This is a genomic window from Peribacillus sp. NPDC096540 (assembly GCF_050278525.1).
Taxonomy (GTDB): Bacteria; Bacillota; Bacilli; order Bacillales; family DSM-1321; genus Peribacillus.
This window is the reverse complement of record NZ_JBNNTG010000003.1, coordinates 63396-79645: the sequence shown is the minus strand read 5'-3', so window position 1 is coordinate 79645 and position 16250 is coordinate 63396. Positions and strand designations below refer to the sequence as shown.

Here is a 16250-nt window from a genome sequence, read left to right as displayed (position 1 = left end):
TCTCTTTCTTTTTGATTTCTACATACTATGGAAGAGTCTTCCGAAAGGTTCCTTCACTTTTGTAATACTTGTAAATAATAGAACCATCTTCATCCGTCCTTAACAAATGGATATTATTTTCTTTCAAAGCCTCAATAACTTGTTCATGTGGGTGACCGTACCTATTCTCTTTTCCAACTGAAATAAGAGCTGCTTTCGGCTGCAATTGTTCAAGAAAAGACTGCGAGGAAGAAGTCTTACTGCCGTGATGACCAACCTTCAAAATATGCGCCCGCAACTGTGGGTAAGTATCCATCAATTCCTTTTCCCCCTCTTCCTCCATATCGCCGGTAAATACCCAAGACAATCCCCCTAACTTTGTATATAAAACAATGGACGAATCATTCTTATTTTCTTCTTTTTTATGTGGATTTAGCACAAAAAACTCAGCTTCCCCTACTTTCCACTGTTCACCCCTTTGTACGACTGTCACTTTAACCCTCTTATCTCTTGCAATGGAAACAAAGTCCTTATCTCGAAATTCGTCCTCACTCCAACCTCCAATAACTATCTCCTTAACTTTGAAATTTTCAATGAGTTCTTTTGCACTTCCTATATGATCTGCATCGGCATGCGTTAAAATCAGCTTGTCCAAATGGTGGATGCCCTTACTTTTCAACAGCGGGATAATGATATCATCCGCCGTATTATAAGACTTTCGCTTTTTTTTCCACATTTCCATAGGAAACGTAATTTGTCCCCCAGTATCAATCAAATAATTTCCACGGTTAAACGGTAGAGTAATTAAAATTGAATCACCCTGTCCAACATCAATTACCTGTACTTCACCGAATGGAGATAGCTTTTGTAAATTATATTGAAAAAGTAAAAGTAAAATCATTATTCCACACCAGATTTTACATTTACTAAAAGATTTCTCCCAAGTCAGGAACAGTTCTAAAACTGTAACAACAAGCAATAACATCATGATGAAATGAGGTTTTCCAAACGGAATGGAGGCAAGAGGAAGATTCGAGGCAGTATCAGCGGCCTTATTACTAAGAAGGAAGATGAAGTTTAATAACGATATAAGAGGTTGAACTAAATCAGGAAGTAACAGATGGATAAAGAGAGTAATTAATGAAAAAGGCAGCAAAATGATGGAGTATAGAGGCACATACAGTACATTAAGAAGCACACCAAGTAAAGATATTTCAAAAAAGTGAAAAAGTAAAATCGGGAGAGCCGCTAATTGGCAGATTGAGCTGATAATGAAAAGCTGAAATGTCTTTTGTGGGTACTGCAAAAAGATGCTCGAAGACATAATGATTGAAAAGGTGACAGCGAAAGAAAGCTGAAACCCAATATTATAGAGCATAAAAGGCTGAAAAAATAGTAGCGTCATATAGACCGCACTGATTGTGGCACCTGCTGAAATTCGCTTCTTGAAAAGCATAAGCAAAAAGAATACCATAGCCATCAAACATGATCTCATCACTGACGGGCTTGCTCCTGAAAGTATGATGTAAATCGGAAGAAAGATAAGAATGGCAATCATCATTTTTTCGCGAGTAACTCCGAAGCGGATGCCAAGATAAAACAACATCCCCGTTAAAAAACTGACATGAAGTCCCGAAATCGCCAGTAAATGAACAAGACCAAGCCGCTGATAATTAGTAAGATCACTTTCATCGATATCCGTCTGATCACCGAAAATAAGGGCTGTGACAAATCCGCTCGATTCTTCTGGGAAGTGTTTTTTAATATACGAAATGCCCCTCATCCGTAAATTACGAATTGAAACGACAATCGAGTTTCCACCTACTTTGCATTTCGAAAAAGAAATAGAACTCGCGTTTAATATCCAATGGGTGTTTTGCTGGAGGAGATAACGCTGATAATCGAAGCTGTTTTCATTACGGTGTTTTTCAGGAACCTGCAGATCCCCCTCTGCTGGACAAGATAAACCGATGCGCAGATACTGATTCAGCTTTTCCTTTTCTTGTTCGGAGGCAATTTTATATCGAAGCATCAGCCGTTCACCTTGTTCACTGATGATGAAACCTTTTAATAGATTTCCATCTATCTTCGGTTGGTCAGTAAATGTAATAACAAAACGACTTTCCGTTCCCTGAAAAGAAGAGATGTTTCGATGTTCGGAGGCAGTAGCGGACCCTATAAAAATCCCCATAATCACCACATGAAGTACAAGGGTCTTCCATTTACCCCCGCTTGAATAATAAATAAAACAGAGGAAAAGAAGGATAACGATTAAAAGCCTTACACTAAAAAATGAATGGGCCGAAACGCCAAACGTGGCCGAAACGGCTAAAAAGAGAAGTTGTCTTGCCATGCCAACCCCCTGTCTAATTATTTGTTAAATAACAGTTTGGCCTGCTTTTCTAGCTCCAGCACAGCTTCTTTCTCTAATCCGGATTGTTCTAGTTGACCTAGCAACGACCGAACAAAGTCCTGTTTTTCTTTCCCGTATACATCGATGGCTCCTCTTGCTTCAACCTTTTCCGTCTTGACCCCAGCCTGCTCAAACAATTCAATGGCATATGGATGGTTTTTATAATCCTCTGCATAATAAACAGCTTTGATTCCAGCTTGGATGAGCGATTTACAGCATTGTAGGCATGGAAAATGCGTCACATATATTTCCGCCTCTGCCGTCGGCACACCGAATTTTGCACATTGTAAAAGTGCATTCATTTCAGCATGTATCGTTCTAATACAATGATTATCTATTACATAACAACCATCATCAATACAGTGCGTTCCCCCGGCAATCGAACCATTGTAGCCTCCTGCAATAATCCGGTTATCCCTAACGATTGTTGCGCCGACAGTTAGTCGTGTACATGTGCTTCTTAGAGCTAATAAATGGCTTTGAGCCATGAAATATTGATCCCAGCTAATCCTGTTCATGTTGTGGTCCCCTTTTACTTAAAGTAAATTGATTTTCTTCAATTTTACCTTCTTCCTGTCCATTTGTGTAGAGAATTCAATCATTCATTTTACGGAAATAGAATCCTTTAATTTTTCAAACGTTTTATCACCGATTCCTGATACATTCTTCAATTCATCTATCTGCTTGAATTTTCCTATCGTATCTCTGTATTCAAGGATGGCTGTCGCTTTTGATGACCCAATCCCTGACAGGGTTTCTAAATCTTCCTTTGTGGCAGTGTTCAAGTTAACCTGGCCCCTAGACTCTCCAGATGCCCCTCCAGTGGCTACAGTTCCGCTCGAGGTGACTGGTGCATTCTCCGGAAGTTCTATGCCTTCTTCACCTATTTTGGGTACATAAATGACCATTTGGTCCTCAACAATTTGGGCAAAATTCACTTTATCCTTATCCGCCTTGTCTGTAAAACTTCCCGCCTTCGTTATCAAGTCAATCACCCTGTCACCTGCCTCTGCAGTAAATATACCAGGGGCCTGTACCGCTCCCTTAACATCGACTTTAATTATAAGAGGTTCTGCCTCTGTTTCAGTGGTCATTTCTTCAATACCATCCTTTGCTGATACTGCAAAGATATCTTCGGTTTCAACCGGTTCCTTCCCAGGTTGAAAGAAAAAGTAAACTCCTACGGCCCCAGTAGCTACTGCAGCGGCAATCATCGCCATTTTCTTTCTTAAAATTTTATCCATTTCTTAGCCTCCTTGTTTGATTTAGAACATTACATTGTCATAGGACAGAGTAAAAACACATAGTGTTTTTAAGAGAATTGCTTTTTGTGAGAGGAGTTGAAGGTATTGAAGAAAATCGGTGTAATTGGCACAGGCAATATGGGGACGATTTTAATCGAAGCTTGGCTGGAGGCTAAAATACTAAATCCGGCTGATCTAGTCATTACAAATAGAACGCTCTCCAAAGCATTGGTGCTTAAAGAAAGGCATCCCGGTATCGAGGTAGCGAAAAGCGCCGCCGAGATTGTCCAACAGGCAGACTTTATTTTTCTCTGCGTAAAACCATTACAAATTCACAGCCTTTTACAGGGCATTAAACACCATATTAAAAGAGAACAACTACTTATCTCCATTACAAGCCCGGTTTCAGTCGCGCAGCTTGAATCAGCAGTGAATGCGCCATGCGCCCGTTTTATCCCAAGCATAACGAACCGTGTGGGTTCTGGGGTATCGTTACTGAGCTTCAGTAAAGGGTGCAGTAATGAGACACAGCAATCCTTATTTAATCTGGCATCTGCCATATCGGCACCGGTCATCATTGAAAATGATATAACCCGGGCAGCTTCTGACATTGTAAGCTGCGGACCTGCCTTCTTTAGCTTTTTAGCACAAGCTTTTATTGAAGCCGCATGTCAAACAACGAAGATAGATAAAAAAATGGCAACGACTTTGACCGAGAACATGCTGATTGGGTTAGGTGAATTGCTTGGTAAGGGAGTTTACACATTGCCGACCTTACAGGAAAAGGTTTGCGTAAAAGGTGGGATCACAGGGGAAGGAATAAAGGTTTTAGAAGCTGAAACCGGAGAGATGTTTCATCATCTGTTTCAAGCGACACACGAAAAATTCGCAGAAGATCTTTACGAGGTTGAAAAACAATTTGGCCATCCTTATTAATATTCGCATCCGATATCTATTCTCCTTCTAAAATATAAATAAAAAAATAAAAGGTCAGGCGTCCTCTCGCACAGTGATGTACGAGAGGGTGCCTGACCCCTTGATTTATTTTCTGGCTACAAATAAAATTCTTTCGGTTTCTTTACCGAGCGGTGCTTCTTCAAGGTCCGCCAGAAGTTCAGAAACTTCAAAACCTGCTTGTTGCAACCATTTTTTATATTGCTCAACCGGATAGGTACGCTGATAATGCAATTCATCAAATCGGTCGTACAAACCACTATCATTGTCCTTCACGAAAAAACTTAAATCATGTTCAACACTGTATGATTCTTCACCCGGGAAGCAGTCCCAAATATAGGAGACCTCTTCATCATTGACGGCAAACGTATTATTGTGAAAGATTTCTTCCATCTTATAAATTGAATGGACATCAAACAAAAATAATCCGCCATCCTTCAAATGTTCATGCACCCGGGAGAATGTTTTTACAATATCCGCTTCCTCACGAAGATAGTTCAACGAATCACAAAAAATCGTGACACAGTCATATAGACCAAGCCCTTCGAGTTCTGCCATATTCTGCTGAAAAAAAGGAATAGATAACCCTAGCTTCGCCGCTTTTTCATTGGCAACCATCAACATTTCATCAGACAAATCTACCCCAGAGACATCATATCCATGCTGCGCCAGTTCTACTGTTATTTCCCCTGTTCCGCATGCTAAGTCTAGGACTTTCCTTCCACCAATTCCGTACTGTTCCAGCTTCGCCGTCAGGATCATCAGCCATTTTTCATAGGGAGCATCCTTCATCAATTCATCGTATACATAGGCAAAGCGTTCGTAGGTCATGGAGTCAGTTCACTCTCTAGATCTTCAAAAGGTGCATCTCCCCATAAACGTTCAAGGTTATAATAGTTTCTTTCATCCTTATGGAAAATGTGGGCTACAACATCTCCAAGATCTACAAGTACCCATTTCGCTTCGTCAAAACCTTCAAGGCGTTTTACATTGATCCCTGATTCGTCTGCTTTGCTCTTCATTTCTCGAGCTATAGCTTGTACTTGTTTTTCAGAATTACCATGACAGATTAAAAAGTAATCCGCTACCAAAGAAATACCTTGCATATTTAGAGCAACGATATCCTCAGCTCTTTTATCGTCCGCCGCTTTTGCTGCAATTACAAGAAGTTCACGTTCAGTCATTACATCTTCTCCTTCAAATTCATAATTAAATCATTATATGTCTTAAATGTATCAGGGTAAATTGCCTGATTTCTTTTCATTAAAAATACAACTGTATTCCTTAAAGCCTGAATGACAGCACGATCCAAGTTTTCCTTTGCTGTGTGCCTTACTTCATCGACTCCAGGGAAAGTACGCCCTGGCTCAATATAGTCAGCAAGATATACGACCTTATCCAAAAGGCTCATACCAACCCTGCCTGAGGTGTGATAGGCGATCGCATCCAATATTTCACGATCAGTGATACCGGCTTCTTTTTCTACCAGATAAGCCCCAACAGGAGCATGCCACAGTTCCATATTGAATTCAAGTAAATCCGGTGCCATTTTTTCAGAGATTATTATTTGCTCCATTTCCTCTTTTGGACGAAACTTTGCATAATCGTGGAAAATAGCTGCCAGTTCTGCTTTTTTGACATCAGCACCATACAGTTCGGCAAGTTCTATTGCTGACTCGACCACGCCTAATGTATGAATATACCTGCGCTCGGTTATTTGTTCTTTGACGAGCGCTAATGCTTTCTCACGATTCATATAAACCATTCCCTTTAATATACTTCACCACTGGATCTGCTATTAAATATTTCACGGTTTTTCCTGTTCGCAATTTCCTTCGTATCATAGAGGAAGAAATAAACATTTGTGGAACCTTCACCATCGTGATTGGGTATTCTGTCTTTTCATTATAGCCGGGACGCTTCACTCCGACAAAATTGACTAGGTGCAATAGTTCGTCAATATGGTGCCAATTAGGTAAATACTCAATCATATCTGCACCTATAATAAAATAAAACTCATTGCCAGGTTCACGTTCTTTCAGCAATTTAATCGTATCATACGTATAAGATGTACCTTTTCTTTCTATTTCAATATCCTCAATATAAAAAGATGGGTTTCCGGCTATGGCATTTTCCAACATAGCCAACCTGTCCATATCGGTTACTTCCTCCGTTTTTTCCTTGTGAGGAGGAACATGATTTGGCATGAATCTAATTTCATCTAACTCTAGAGCATCCAGCACTTCATTAGCTATAATTAAATGACCGATATGAGGAGGATTGAATGTACCGCCAAGAATTCCAATTTTTTTCATAGATAGGTTCCTTAAGGTAGTTTAAGTTGTTTGTTTTCTTTTGATTCTTTATACAACACAATTGTGTTACCGATAATTTGAACCAATTCAGCTCTTGCCCCTTTTGATAATGCAAGACCCACATCATTGCGGTCTTCTTCACAGTTTTGCAGTATGCTAACCTTGATTAGTTCGCGTACTTCTAGCGCCTCACCAATTTGTTTAATGAGATTATCATTAACCCCGCCTTTTCCAACTTGAAAAATTGGATTCAGGTGATGTGCCTTTGATCGTAAAAATCTTTTTTGTTTACCTGTTAACATGTGTGACCTCCTAGTTTGTTCGAGACAATATCTGTCATTCTTGCTGTATTAGGCATGATGCCTGTCCATATCTCAAAAGCGAGCGCAGCCTGGTAGACAAACATTCCAACACCATTTTGCGTTTCCGCCCCTTTTTCCCTCGCTTCACGAAGCAGTTTCGTTTGCAAAGGGTTATAGATGATGTCACTGACAAATGCACCAGCCTTTAAATGGTCCAACTTCAACGGAGAATGATCAATGTGCGGACTCATTCCAGAAGAAGTTGTTTGGATGATTAAATCATATTGTGATAAGCTTTCTTCCGCTTGGGCAATCGTGAGCGCCTTTGATTCTTTATCATATGGGCAATCAGAAACAAGGTGGGCCGCTGTTTCCTTTGTCCGGTTTGCAATATCAACGTGCTTTACACCTTCTTTTACAAGCGTAAAATAAATCGCACGTGCAGCACCGCCCGCTCCGATCACTAACGTTTTTTTAGCCTTAATGTCACCTGATATTTCATCGCATAAAGATTTATAAAATCCTATTCCGTCTGTATTATACCCTATAAATCGTCCATTTTCGTTAATAACCGTATTAACCGCCCCAATTGCAAGGGCCAGTTCATCTACTTCATCAAGAAGTGGGATGACCGTAGTTTTATGTGGAATCGTGATGTTAAACCCTGCTACACCAAGGGCTTTCATACCCTTTACAGCCTCCGTCAAGCTCTCTGGTTTTACATGAAAATGGTGATAAACCGCTTCTACATTTTCTTTTTCAAATGCATCATTATGAATATCCGGAGACATTGAATGCGCAATTGGATCTCCTATTACCCCATATATCTTATTCATAGACAGACGACCCCTATATTTAGATTAATGATTTACGAACTATGACATTCACACCTTTTGGAACGTGTGCAACGATCTTCGCACCTGGTTCATTGACAGTTACCCAGCCAAGGCCTGAAAACACGATATCCATTTTACCATCTTTTAAGGAGAATTCATGAGAAACAAGCTTCGGAAATTCTTCCATCTGTTCAGGACGCGGAGGCGTCAATAATTCTCCTGCATGATTTTTATATAATTCATCCGCTTTTTCCAGTTTTGTCCGATGAATATTTAATTCATTCGAAAGATAGCAAGTCAGCGAGCGTCTGCCACCTGAAACATAGTCCAACCGAGCCAATCCGCCGAAAAATAGCGTTTGCTCTTCATTCAGCTGATACACTCTCGGCTTGATTTCCTTCTTCGGCATAATCACCTTGAAATCACGTTTATCTACATAATGAGCCATTTGATGATGATTAATGATTCCTGGTGTATCGATCAAGGACTGTCCATCATCCAGAGGAATTTCAATCATATCTAAAGTTGTGCCTGGAAAATGAGAAGTCGTGATGATATCCCCTTCACCACTCACTTCTTTAATAAGACGGTTGATGAAAGTCGATTTACCAACATTCGTACAGCCAACGACATAGACATCTTTATCCTGACGATATCGTTCAATCGCATCAGCAGCCTCAAGAATATGCTTTCCTTTTTCAGCACTGACAAGAAGGACATCAACCGGATTCAATCCTAGTTCCTTCGAAGATTGCTTCATCCAATTAATCAATTTGTTCGGCTTTACTGATTTGGGCAGTAAGTCCACCTTATTACCAATTAAAAGAACATCATTTCTGCCTACAAATCGATGCAGGCCCGGCAGCCAGCTTCCATTGAAATCAAAAATATCGACGATTTTGACGATTAATGAATCTGTTTCGCCTACTTTATTCAAGATTTTCAAGAAGTCATCATCTGTTAAGGAAACATCCTGAACTTCGTTATAATGTTTCAATTTAAAGCAACGCTGACAAACAATGATCTCTTTTTCAAGCGCTGATTTAGGTGCAAAGCCTAATTCCTTCGGATCTTCCGTCTGAACCTTAACGCCGCAGCCGATGCATACTAATTCTTGATGATTGTTCAATTGTGATCCTCCCATTCTATCATTCCTTTTCGTTTAAAAAACGCCATAATCTTTCTTTCAAAATAACGATTGATTTTCGTTCTGAATTCGTCAGTCTGTGCAACAGGGACAACTAAGATGGTATGAAAACCACCTCTATTTCCGCCCAATACATCCGTCAATAACTGATCGCCGATCACCACTGTTTCCTCTAATTTCAATCCCATCGCTTTACGGGCTTTATGGAAAGCTCTCGCCATCGGCTTTTTAGCCTGATAAATAAATGGAATATGAAGCGGATCAGAAAAAGCTCGTACCCTTTTTTCATTATTATTGGACACAATCGTCACTAAAATCCCATGGTCCCGCATATTATCGAACCATTTGATTAAATCAGGGGTAGCAGTAGGCCTGTCCCATTCAACAAGTGTATTGTCTAGATCAGTAATAACTCCCTTAATCCCTCTTTTTTTCAAATCTTGAGGATCTATATTAAAAATGCTTTTAACATGTTCACTCGGCAAAAATAATTTAAGCATATTGACACCTCTATATTTTTCATAAAATTTACCGTCTCCATCATATCGAATTTTTGGCTTACTTTCAAAAAAAATTAGGAACGAAGGGGCTAACGGTAAAAAAACATCATAATGTAAGTTTTCTAATATGGAAAGGCATTTTTCATAAAGACTGAGAAATCCGTCTGTCTTAACAGACGAAAGAACTAATTATTACTAAAAGAATTCGACAAAAATTTCATTAGCCTAACCTGTGGATAACTTTACTAACATTTTCCATAGTGTTGTGTATCTATTCGTTCACTTTGTAAACAACTTAACCACAGGTTATCCACTTTCAACTGTGGATAACAGAACGATTGTTCTCTACGTTTATTTCTGATACAGTAGGGGTACATCATGGATGACTTACTAATATATGCATGTAATTACAAAAATATTCCTCGCAATCCCTACTGGAGGTGAGCAGCCGTAATTGGCGTTCTAATGCAAAAACTATCTGATGACCTGTTGCTGGAATCCTATTTTAAAGCGCAGTATTTAAAGTTAAGTACCGATTTCATCCGCCTCATAGAAACGGAAATTCATCGAAGATCTTTGACACATAAAATCCGATCAATATTTTAAAATGAAATACATAGGCTGACAAAACATGTCAGCCTTCTTATTTTTATTTAATGATTATTAATTGGCCCTCATGTACCCAATCTTTTCACCGACACGGACATCAGCGGGAATGGATAAGTTTTCATCAAGTTGAAAATTGTTTTTCTCAAAAAGCAGCACGACTGTTGAACCAAAACTGAAATAAGAAAATTCCTGTCCTTTTTCTAAGTGATTCGATTCATCAGTAATAACGATTGAATTAATATACATGGCTCCGACTTTCACCATTGCCAAACATCCTGCCTCATTTTGAAGCTCTGTTATTGTACGATAATTTTTCGATAACGGCTCTTTTCCATATTTCATTCCCCATTTATTAACAGGGTACGATTTCTTTCCAAGCGTCCAACGTTTTACCACAGAACCCGTAATAGGTGCATGGATCCTATGATAATGACTCGGGCTTAAGTATAACACGAGATATTTACCACCTAGGTACTTTTCTAAAAAAAGCGCATCCCCTAACATTTCCTCTATCGAATATACTTTCCCTTTAACTACAATTTTTTTATCAGCACGAATTTCCCCTGCATCCTCGAGCACACCATCTACTGGACATGCCACTGCAGAAGATTCCACAGTAATTGGCCTTGCCTCCTGCTTTAGGTGTCTTGTAAATAACTCATGAAGATTGTTGTAAGTTTTTAATTCATTACCAAATTCTTGTTGGTTAAGGTTAAAAGTTTTTACATATAGTAAAATCAACGGCTTACTCCAACGAGATTGGCTAAAATGCTTTAATAAACCTGACGAATACCTTCCATTTGTCAGTTCAATAAGAATACGATATAAAGATTGATACAAACAAAATCACTCCAAATTGTAAAATAATTCTAAAACCCCTTGCATAAATTGTGTTAAATAAAATATTATTATATAATAAATACTTATGTTTACTATATTTTGTTTTTATTTGTTTTATTTGAAAGGAGTGAAAAGATGTTTTTATTACACGCCCTAGATCAAACCATTAAAAAAGTGAAAGCCCAAACAGCAAATATACTTACTTTAATGAATTTATCCCTTGGGGGATTTGCAATAATTGCCGTGATGCACGGCGAATTGAATTTCAGCTTGCTTTTAATTTTCCTAGCTGCGCTTGCAGATCGCTTTGATGGTATGGTTGCAAGGAAGTTTAACATTGAATCGGAATTAGGTAAGCAACTTGATTCCATGTGCGATATTATTTCTTTCGGCGTTGCACCAGCTCTATTATTATACCAAGGAATTTTAATAGAATTCGGAGCTCCAGGCACACTCTTCACGGTTTTTTATATCGGATGTGGCGCATTTCGCCTCGCCCGTTTTAACATTAGTGAAAGTAATGGATATTTTACCGGCGTTCCGATTACCGTTGCAGGCTGTTTAGCAACCGTTAGTTATTTAGCCATACCTTATCTCCACCCGGTCTTTTTCTTATTCCTCATGATTATATTATCATTACTAATGGTCAGTCCATTTAAACTGAAAAAAGTTTAAATTGGAAAGCGGATGTCCTAAACCGGACATCCGCTTTTTTGTTCTTATTTAAACTAAACTTTAGTTTATGCTTTTTGAACTAGAGGATCGGTCAAACGCATGAACTCTTCGACATCCTCCAGACAGGCAGTAACCGCATCTTCCCAAAAATCACGGGTAGTTAAATCCACGCCTAAATGTTTCTCTGCCAAGTCCTCGACCTTCATGGAACCGGTGTCCTTTAGTAAAGCGATATATTTTTCTTCAAACCCAGAAGGTTCTTTAAGGGCATTCGCGTAAATGCCTAATGAGAACAAGAATCCGAATGTGTATGGGAAATTATAAAACGGTACACCAGTTATATAGAAATGAAGCTTTGAAGCCCAAAACGTTGGATTATACTCACTTAGCGCATCACCATAGGCTTCTTTTTGCGCTTCAACCATTAGTTCATTTAAGCGTTCGGAACTGACATATCCCTGTTTTCTCTCATCGTAAAATCTTGTCTCAAATAAGAAACGAGCATGGATATTCATCAACAATGACACAGAGCGTTGAATTTTATCTTCTAAAAGAATCAGCTTTTCTTCCCCATTTGTCGCTTCTTTCACTGCTGCATCCGAAACGACCATCTCTGCAAACGTAGAGGCTGTTTCAGCCACGTTCATAGCATATGATCGATTCAATGGATGGATATCCCTCATCGCATACGAATGAAAAGCATGCCCCAATTCATGAGCCAATGTCGACACATTCGAAGGGGTGCCCGAATAAGTCATGAAAATCCGGGACTGCTTATCCAAAGGGAAACCTGTGCAAAAACCGCCTGGTCTCTTGCCAGATCTGTCTTCTGCTTCAATCCAGCTGTCTTCAAATGCTTTTTGTGTGAAACTCGCTAACTGAGTTCCAAATTTAGAAAATTGCTGCACGATAAAATCTGCACCTTCTTGATAATCCATTACCTTTGACTCTGCTGTAACAGCAAGCGGAGCATCCAAATCCGCCCAACTTAATTTCTCCAAATCAAGTAATTCCGCCTTCCTATGTAAAAACTTCACTAGCGGATCCTTATTATCAGCAATTACGGTCCACATGCTCTCGAGGGTTTCTTTCTTCATCCTGCCGATTTCTAGCGGCTCCTTCAAAATATCATCCCAGCCTCTTTTTTCATTCACACTGAGACGAAAGCCTGCTAAATGATTCAAAGTCCGGGCAAAAAGATCACTTTTTTCATTCCAAGCCTGTTCCCAAGCAGTAAACAATTCTTTCCGGACGTTTTTATCCGGATCAGAAAATTTATTAGCCGCCTGACCAACAGAAAGTGCTTCACCCTTAAAAGGGATGGTCATAGAGCCCACAATTGTATCATACATTTGGCTCCAGCCTTCAAACCCGTCCATGGATAGCTGGGTGATTAGTGACTCTTCCTTAACAGAAAGCCTTTCCTTCGCTCTTTCTCTACGTTCATTCAATACATATTTCAGTTCATTCAATGGCTCTTTATTGAGGATACTCTGAAAAAACACCTCATCAAGCTCAACCAGCTTTTCATCCAGTTTACTTACCACCACTTTTAGTGATGCCATACTCTTCATTTGTTTAATTCGCAGTTGACCTGCCTTTTTATCCTGTACATTTTGAGCTTCCAGGCATCCTATAAAGGCGCTAGCCTGCCTCGATTTCATATTAATATTTTTATTAAGATCAAATGCCTGGATCAAACTGATTTCATCATTTTCTTCTGAATTTATCTTGCTTACAAGTCGGTCAAATTCTTGAACCTCTTGATTGATTTCATCTAAAAAAAGCAGGAATTTCTTTGAAGAGCTTCCCCCTTTAAAAAAGACATCTAAATCCCATGTTAATGAATATCCCATTCTGTTTTGCCCCCTTTATCAATAATCCTATTATAGAGGTTTTTTCTATATTTTTCTAATTAAAATGAATTTTCAGTAACTTTTCAATACATTTTTCTATATCCCCTATTAAAAGCATGATATGATGTATATATCCTTAGGAAAGGGGAAGGTTCACATGAAACTCTTTATCCAACTGTCAGCCATTACCCTGCTACTTTGGACTCTGCATATACCTCTCGAACATCACACTCAGCCATTAAACCTTGAAGAGCACTATGATGTTCATCATTGGGATAAGGCCGAGAAAAAACTACCGCTCATACCTTTCTTAGGTTCCTGGCAGCCGATTATTCTTTTTCTTATTTTCGAATTTTCTATTTTTAATTTTCTTTATTTTCACTCAAATCTTCGACGTCGATTTCTCAGCCCAGTCTTTTACCAGGCGAATTACGTATCCACAAACTCTAAGATTTTATAAAAAAATAAAATCGAGGAGTGATGAACATGTGGTTTCGTCTAATAATGATTGGTATCTTTTCTTTAACTGCTTCACGTCTTTTCCTTTTCCAAGGTATTGAGATTTATCATGCCTTTGCAGACTTATTCCGAAATAAATATTAAAGCAAAAAGAGTGCGGGAAGTTTGATCCGCACTCTCAGATTGTAGACAAAAGGGTTTCGGAATGGTCTCATTCCGAAACCTTTTTGATTTTTTATTGGATTTGAAGCAGTTATAGAATAGTTGACCTCTCCGAGTTCATTATTTAGGCCATTTCTGGCCCTCGCCAAGTCCAGTTGGCCATGTTCGTAACTATCTCTTCAATTGTCTTACGCATCGAGCGAATACCGTATATTGAATGAATGTCAGTTTAACTAAAATAACTGGATCAATACTTGGGCGTCCTACCTCTGAATACATATCTTTCACCAAGTCATAAATGAAAGAGAAGTCAATGGCGGCCTCAATTTTACGAACCAAATGGTTCGCTGGCACCAGTTGATCTAAAGGAATCATTTCAAGTTGATCTCGCTAAATAGAATCATGTTTAGAAAGCATCCTTATCACCTCAAGTTTTTATACTTCTATTTTAAAACAAAAAAGACTGTTGGCAAAAGGGGTTCTATCTAAATGTTAAAACAAAGTTGATTGGAACGAAAGGTGCGAGACTCCTGCGGGAAAAGCGCGTCCAAGGGAGACCCCACAGGCGCAAAGGGCGCCGAGGAGGCTCCCGGACCGCCCGCGGAAAGCGAGTGCCTGTAGTGGAAATCAAACGTTCAAATTTTACAAATCCTCAAAAAAACTGTAGACAAACTCAATTATTTATCGAGTTTGTCTACAGTCTAAGAGTGTGGGAAGTTTGACCCGCACTCTTTTTACTTTTAAAAATAATTTTTATCCTTTTGCTTTCTTTTCTTTCTCTTTTTCTGCTCGGTAAAACTCATGGAACATCTTCATCAAGGCACGCTTTTCAATTCGTGATACATAGCTACGGGAAATCCCAAGTTCTTTTGCAATTTCCCGCTGGGTTTTTTCCTTTTTTAAATCTAGTCCGAACCGGCCAACAATGACTTCCTTTTCTCGTTCATCCAAAATATCAATATACTTTTTCACCTTTTCAATTTCCATATTGAGCTGAATTGTATCAATGACATCTTCTGATTCTGATTTCAACACGTCAATTAAACTGATTTCGTTTCCTTCTTTATCCTGACCAATCGGATCATGTAATGAAATATCCTTTTTCGTTTTTTTTGTTGCTCGTAAATGCATCAGGATCTCGTTCTCGATACAACGTGCTGCATATGTGGCCAGCTTTGTACCCTTTCCATCGGAATAACTTTCAATGGCTTTTATTAAGCCAATTGTTCCAATCGAAATCAGATCCTCTGTATCTTCGCCTGTATTCTCGAATTTCTTGACAATATGGGCAACAAGCCTGAGGTTATGCTCGATAAGGATATTACGGGCATCACCATCCCCCTCACCCATGAGCTTCAGGTACTTCTTTTCGTCCTGGGATGACAAGGGCTGGGGAAAAGCGTTGTTTTTTACATAGGAGACTAATAAGTAAAATTCTTTGATAATATATCCGACAGCTGTAAGTATTCCGGGCATTGGTCTCATCCTCCCGTTTCTTTGGTTTCCCTATTCATACCTATGCAACAGTGGGCTTGTTCGTGCCTGTACCACTAAAAGAAATCATGAAAGTAAAAAAATGTCTAAAACAAGAATGGTTGAAATCCCAATCGGACAAAGACAAACATTCATATAATGATAGTGAATTTTTAGGGAGAGGAGGTTTTTACCATGGGATATAACTATGGACCATACGGGTACAACTATGGTTATCCGGGTCCAGCACCTTGTTATGGAGGAGGATGTTATGGGTTTGGGTACGGCCTGTTTATTGTCCTCTTGATTTTATTGCTCATATTCGGCTTTTGGTGGCTCGGATGTGGGTTTGGATTCGGTGGATTTGGTCCTTGTTGCTGATAAAAGCATAGAAAAAACTCGGCTGAAATGCCGAGTTTTCTACTTTACATTTTTTTATTTTAAACTGTGAAGCGGCTGATCAGCATCGACGGAAACATTTACAGC

At 39.1% G+C, this 16250-nt stretch carries 18 protein-coding genes and 1 pseudogene; 4 read left to right on the top strand and 15 right to left on the bottom strand.

Annotated features, from left to right (window positions below):
* Window positions 1–25 precede the first annotated feature (25 nt).
* The 3 genes from ACQKMR_RS04240 to ACQKMR_RS04230 form a co-directional block, all read right to left on the bottom strand.
* Window positions 26–2332, bottom strand: a complete 2307-nt coding sequence (locus ACQKMR_RS04240; RefSeq protein ID WP_427696165.1) for a DNA internalization-related competence protein ComEC/Rec2 — start codon at window positions 2330–2332, stop codon at window positions 26–28.
* Window positions 2333–2349: 17 nt separating this feature from the next.
* The gene (locus ACQKMR_RS04235) at window positions 2350–2910 is read right to left on the bottom strand and encodes a ComE operon protein 2 (protein WP_427696164.1); all 561 of its coding nucleotides are present in this window, start codon (window positions 2908–2910) and stop codon (window positions 2350–2352) included.
* A gap of 84 nt (window positions 2911–2994) precedes the next feature.
* Window positions 2995–3636, bottom strand: a complete 642-nt coding sequence (locus ACQKMR_RS04230; RefSeq protein ID WP_427696163.1) for a helix-hairpin-helix domain-containing protein — start codon at window positions 3634–3636, stop codon at window positions 2995–2997.
* A 105-nt stretch (window positions 3637–3741) separates the two neighbouring features.
* Between ACQKMR_RS04230 and comER the strand changes: the two genes are divergently transcribed.
* On the top strand, window positions 3742–4572 hold the full coding sequence (gene comER, locus ACQKMR_RS04225; protein WP_427696162.1) for a late competence protein ComER: 831 nt from the start codon (window positions 3742–3744) through the stop codon (window positions 4570–4572).
* 105 nt (window positions 4573–4677) lie between these two features.
* On the opposite strand, the gene ACQKMR_RS04220 is transcribed toward comER, so the two are convergent.
* From ACQKMR_RS04220 to ACQKMR_RS04185, 8 genes are read right to left on the bottom strand one after another with little or no spacing between them, the layout of a single operon-like run.
* Window positions 4678–5421 (bottom strand): class I SAM-dependent DNA methyltransferase, encoded by a 744-nt coding sequence (locus tag ACQKMR_RS04220; RefSeq protein ID WP_427696161.1) that lies wholly within the window; start codon window positions 5419–5421, stop codon window positions 4678–4680.
* The gene (gene rsfS / locus ACQKMR_RS04215; RefSeq protein ID WP_057218744.1) at window positions 5418–5774 is read right to left on the bottom strand and encodes a ribosome silencing factor; all 357 of its coding nucleotides are present in this window, start codon (window positions 5772–5774) and stop codon (window positions 5418–5420) included. The genes ACQKMR_RS04220 and rsfS overlap by 4 nt, the downstream gene beginning before the upstream one ends.
* Entirely contained in the window at window positions 5774–6346 is a 573-nt protein-coding gene (yqeK, locus tag ACQKMR_RS04210) for a bis(5'-nucleosyl)-tetraphosphatase (symmetrical) YqeK (protein ID WP_427696160.1), read from the bottom strand. The genes rsfS and yqeK overlap by 1 nt, the downstream gene beginning before the upstream one ends.
* The gene (locus ACQKMR_RS04205; protein WP_427696159.1) at window positions 6336–6905 is read right to left on the bottom strand and encodes a nicotinate-nucleotide adenylyltransferase; all 570 of its coding nucleotides are present in this window, start codon (window positions 6903–6905) and stop codon (window positions 6336–6338) included. The genes yqeK and ACQKMR_RS04205 overlap by 11 nt, the downstream gene beginning before the upstream one ends.
* 11 nt (window positions 6906–6916) lie before the next feature.
* Window positions 6917–7207, bottom strand: a complete 291-nt coding sequence (yhbY, locus tag ACQKMR_RS04200) for a ribosome assembly RNA-binding protein YhbY (protein ID WP_053347027.1) — start codon at window positions 7205–7207, stop codon at window positions 6917–6919.
* Window positions 7201–8043: a shikimate dehydrogenase gene (aroE, locus tag ACQKMR_RS04195; RefSeq protein WP_427696158.1), complete on the bottom strand. Its 843-nt coding sequence runs from the start codon at window positions 8041–8043 to the stop codon at window positions 7201–7203. Before aroE ends, yhbY begins: the two co-directional genes overlap by 7 nt.
* A 19-nt stretch (window positions 8044–8062) precedes the next feature.
* On the bottom strand, window positions 8063–9172 hold the full coding sequence (yqeH, locus tag ACQKMR_RS04190) for a ribosome biogenesis GTPase YqeH (protein ID WP_427696157.1): 1110 nt from the start codon (window positions 9170–9172) through the stop codon (window positions 8063–8065).
* Window positions 9169–9690 (bottom strand): YqeG family HAD IIIA-type phosphatase, encoded by a 522-nt coding sequence (locus ACQKMR_RS04185; RefSeq protein WP_427696156.1) that lies wholly within the window; start codon window positions 9688–9690, stop codon window positions 9169–9171. The genes yqeH and ACQKMR_RS04185 overlap by 4 nt, the downstream gene beginning before the upstream one ends.
* 465 nt (window positions 9691–10155) lie before the next feature.
* On the opposite strand from ACQKMR_RS04185, the gene ACQKMR_RS04180 reads away from it, so the two are divergent.
* A complete protein-coding gene (locus tag ACQKMR_RS04180) occupies window positions 10156–10296 on the top strand; it encodes a sporulation histidine kinase inhibitor Sda (RefSeq protein WP_201185876.1) in 141 nt (46 codons plus the stop codon).
* Between the two features lie 57 nt (window positions 10297–10353).
* Here the strand turns inward: ACQKMR_RS04180 and ACQKMR_RS04175 are convergent, their stop codons facing one another.
* Entirely contained in the window at window positions 10354–11139 is a 786-nt protein-coding gene (locus tag ACQKMR_RS04175) for a phosphatidylserine decarboxylase (protein WP_427696155.1), read from the bottom strand.
* A 135-nt stretch (window positions 11140–11274) separates the two neighbouring features.
* Between ACQKMR_RS04175 and pssA the strand changes: the two genes are divergently transcribed.
* Window positions 11275–11814, top strand: a complete 540-nt coding sequence (gene pssA / locus ACQKMR_RS04170) for a CDP-diacylglycerol--serine O-phosphatidyltransferase (RefSeq protein ID WP_427696154.1) — start codon at window positions 11275–11277, stop codon at window positions 11812–11814.
* A gap of 65 nt (window positions 11815–11879) precedes the next feature.
* On the opposite strand, the gene ACQKMR_RS04165 is transcribed toward pssA, so the two are convergent.
* From ACQKMR_RS04165 to sigK, 3 genes and pseudogenes are all read right to left on the bottom strand, one after another.
* A complete protein-coding gene (locus ACQKMR_RS04165) occupies window positions 11880–13670 on the bottom strand; it encodes a M3 family oligoendopeptidase (RefSeq protein ID WP_427696153.1) in 1791 nt (596 codons plus the stop codon).
* Between the two features lie 778 nt (window positions 13671–14448).
* A pseudogene (locus tag ACQKMR_RS04160) lies at window positions 14449–14666 on the bottom strand (transposase); the annotation flags it as partial.
* Between the two features lie 378 nt (window positions 14667–15044).
* A complete protein-coding gene (sigK, locus tag ACQKMR_RS04155) occupies window positions 15045–15767 on the bottom strand; it encodes an RNA polymerase sporulation sigma factor SigK (protein ID WP_053347035.1) in 723 nt (240 codons plus the stop codon).
* A 192-nt stretch (window positions 15768–15959) separates the two neighbouring features.
* Here sigK and ACQKMR_RS04150 point away from each other — a divergent pair, with 192 nt between their 5' ends.
* On the top strand, window positions 15960–16145 hold the full coding sequence (locus tag ACQKMR_RS04150; protein ID WP_427696152.1) for a hypothetical protein: 186 nt from the start codon (window positions 15960–15962) through the stop codon (window positions 16143–16145).
* Window positions 16146–16250: the final 105 nt, after the last annotated feature.

Excerpts from the sequence above, each read along its gene's own strand:
- ACQKMR_RS04235 (WP_427696164.1), bottom strand. The coding sequence starts at position 2,910 with ATGAACAGGATTAGCTGGGATCAATATTTCATGGCTCAAAGCCATTTA.
- ACQKMR_RS04150 (WP_427696152.1), top strand. The coding sequence starts at position 15,960 with ATGGGATATAACTATGGACCATACGGGTACAACTATGGTTATCCGGGT.
- ACQKMR_RS04240 (WP_427696165.1), bottom strand. The coding sequence starts at position 2,332 with ATGGCAAGACAACTTCTCTTTTTAGCCGTTTCGGCCACGTTTGGCGTT.
- ACQKMR_RS04205 (WP_427696159.1), bottom strand. The coding sequence starts at position 6,905 with ATGAAAAAAATTGGAATTCTTGGCGGTACATTCAATCCTCCTCATATC.
- ACQKMR_RS04185 (WP_427696156.1), bottom strand. The coding sequence starts at position 9,690 with ATGCTTAAATTATTTTTGCCGAGTGAACATGTTAAAAGCATTTTTAAT.
- ACQKMR_RS04180 (WP_201185876.1), top strand. The coding sequence starts at position 10,156 with ATGCAAAAACTATCTGATGACCTGTTGCTGGAATCCTATTTTAAAGCG.
- yhbY (WP_053347027.1), bottom strand. The coding sequence starts at position 7,207 with ATGTTAACAGGTAAACAAAAAAGATTTTTACGATCAAAGGCACATCAC.
- sigK (WP_053347035.1), bottom strand. The coding sequence starts at position 15,767 with ATGCCCGGAATACTTACAGCTGTCGGATATATTATCAAAGAATTTTAC.
- ACQKMR_RS04230 (WP_427696163.1), bottom strand. The coding sequence starts at position 3,636 with ATGGATAAAATTTTAAGAAAGAAAATGGCGATGATTGCCGCTGCAGTA.
- ACQKMR_RS04220 (WP_427696161.1), bottom strand. The coding sequence starts at position 5,421 with ATGACCTACGAACGCTTTGCCTATGTATACGATGAATTGATGAAGGAT.
- pssA (WP_427696154.1), top strand. The coding sequence starts at position 11,275 with ATGTTTTTATTACACGCCCTAGATCAAACCATTAAAAAAGTGAAAGCC.
- aroE (WP_427696158.1), bottom strand. The coding sequence starts at position 8,043 with ATGAATAAGATATATGGGGTAATAGGAGATCCAATTGCGCATTCAATG.
- yqeK (WP_427696160.1), bottom strand. The coding sequence starts at position 6,346 with ATGAATCGTGAGAAAGCATTAGCGCTCGTCAAAGAACAAATAACCGAG.
- rsfS (WP_057218744.1), bottom strand. The coding sequence starts at position 5,774 with ATGACTGAACGTGAACTTCTTGTAATTGCAGCAAAAGCGGCGGACGAT.
- ACQKMR_RS04165 (WP_427696153.1), bottom strand. The coding sequence starts at position 13,670 with ATGGGATATTCATTAACATGGGATTTAGATGTCTTTTTTAAAGGGGGA.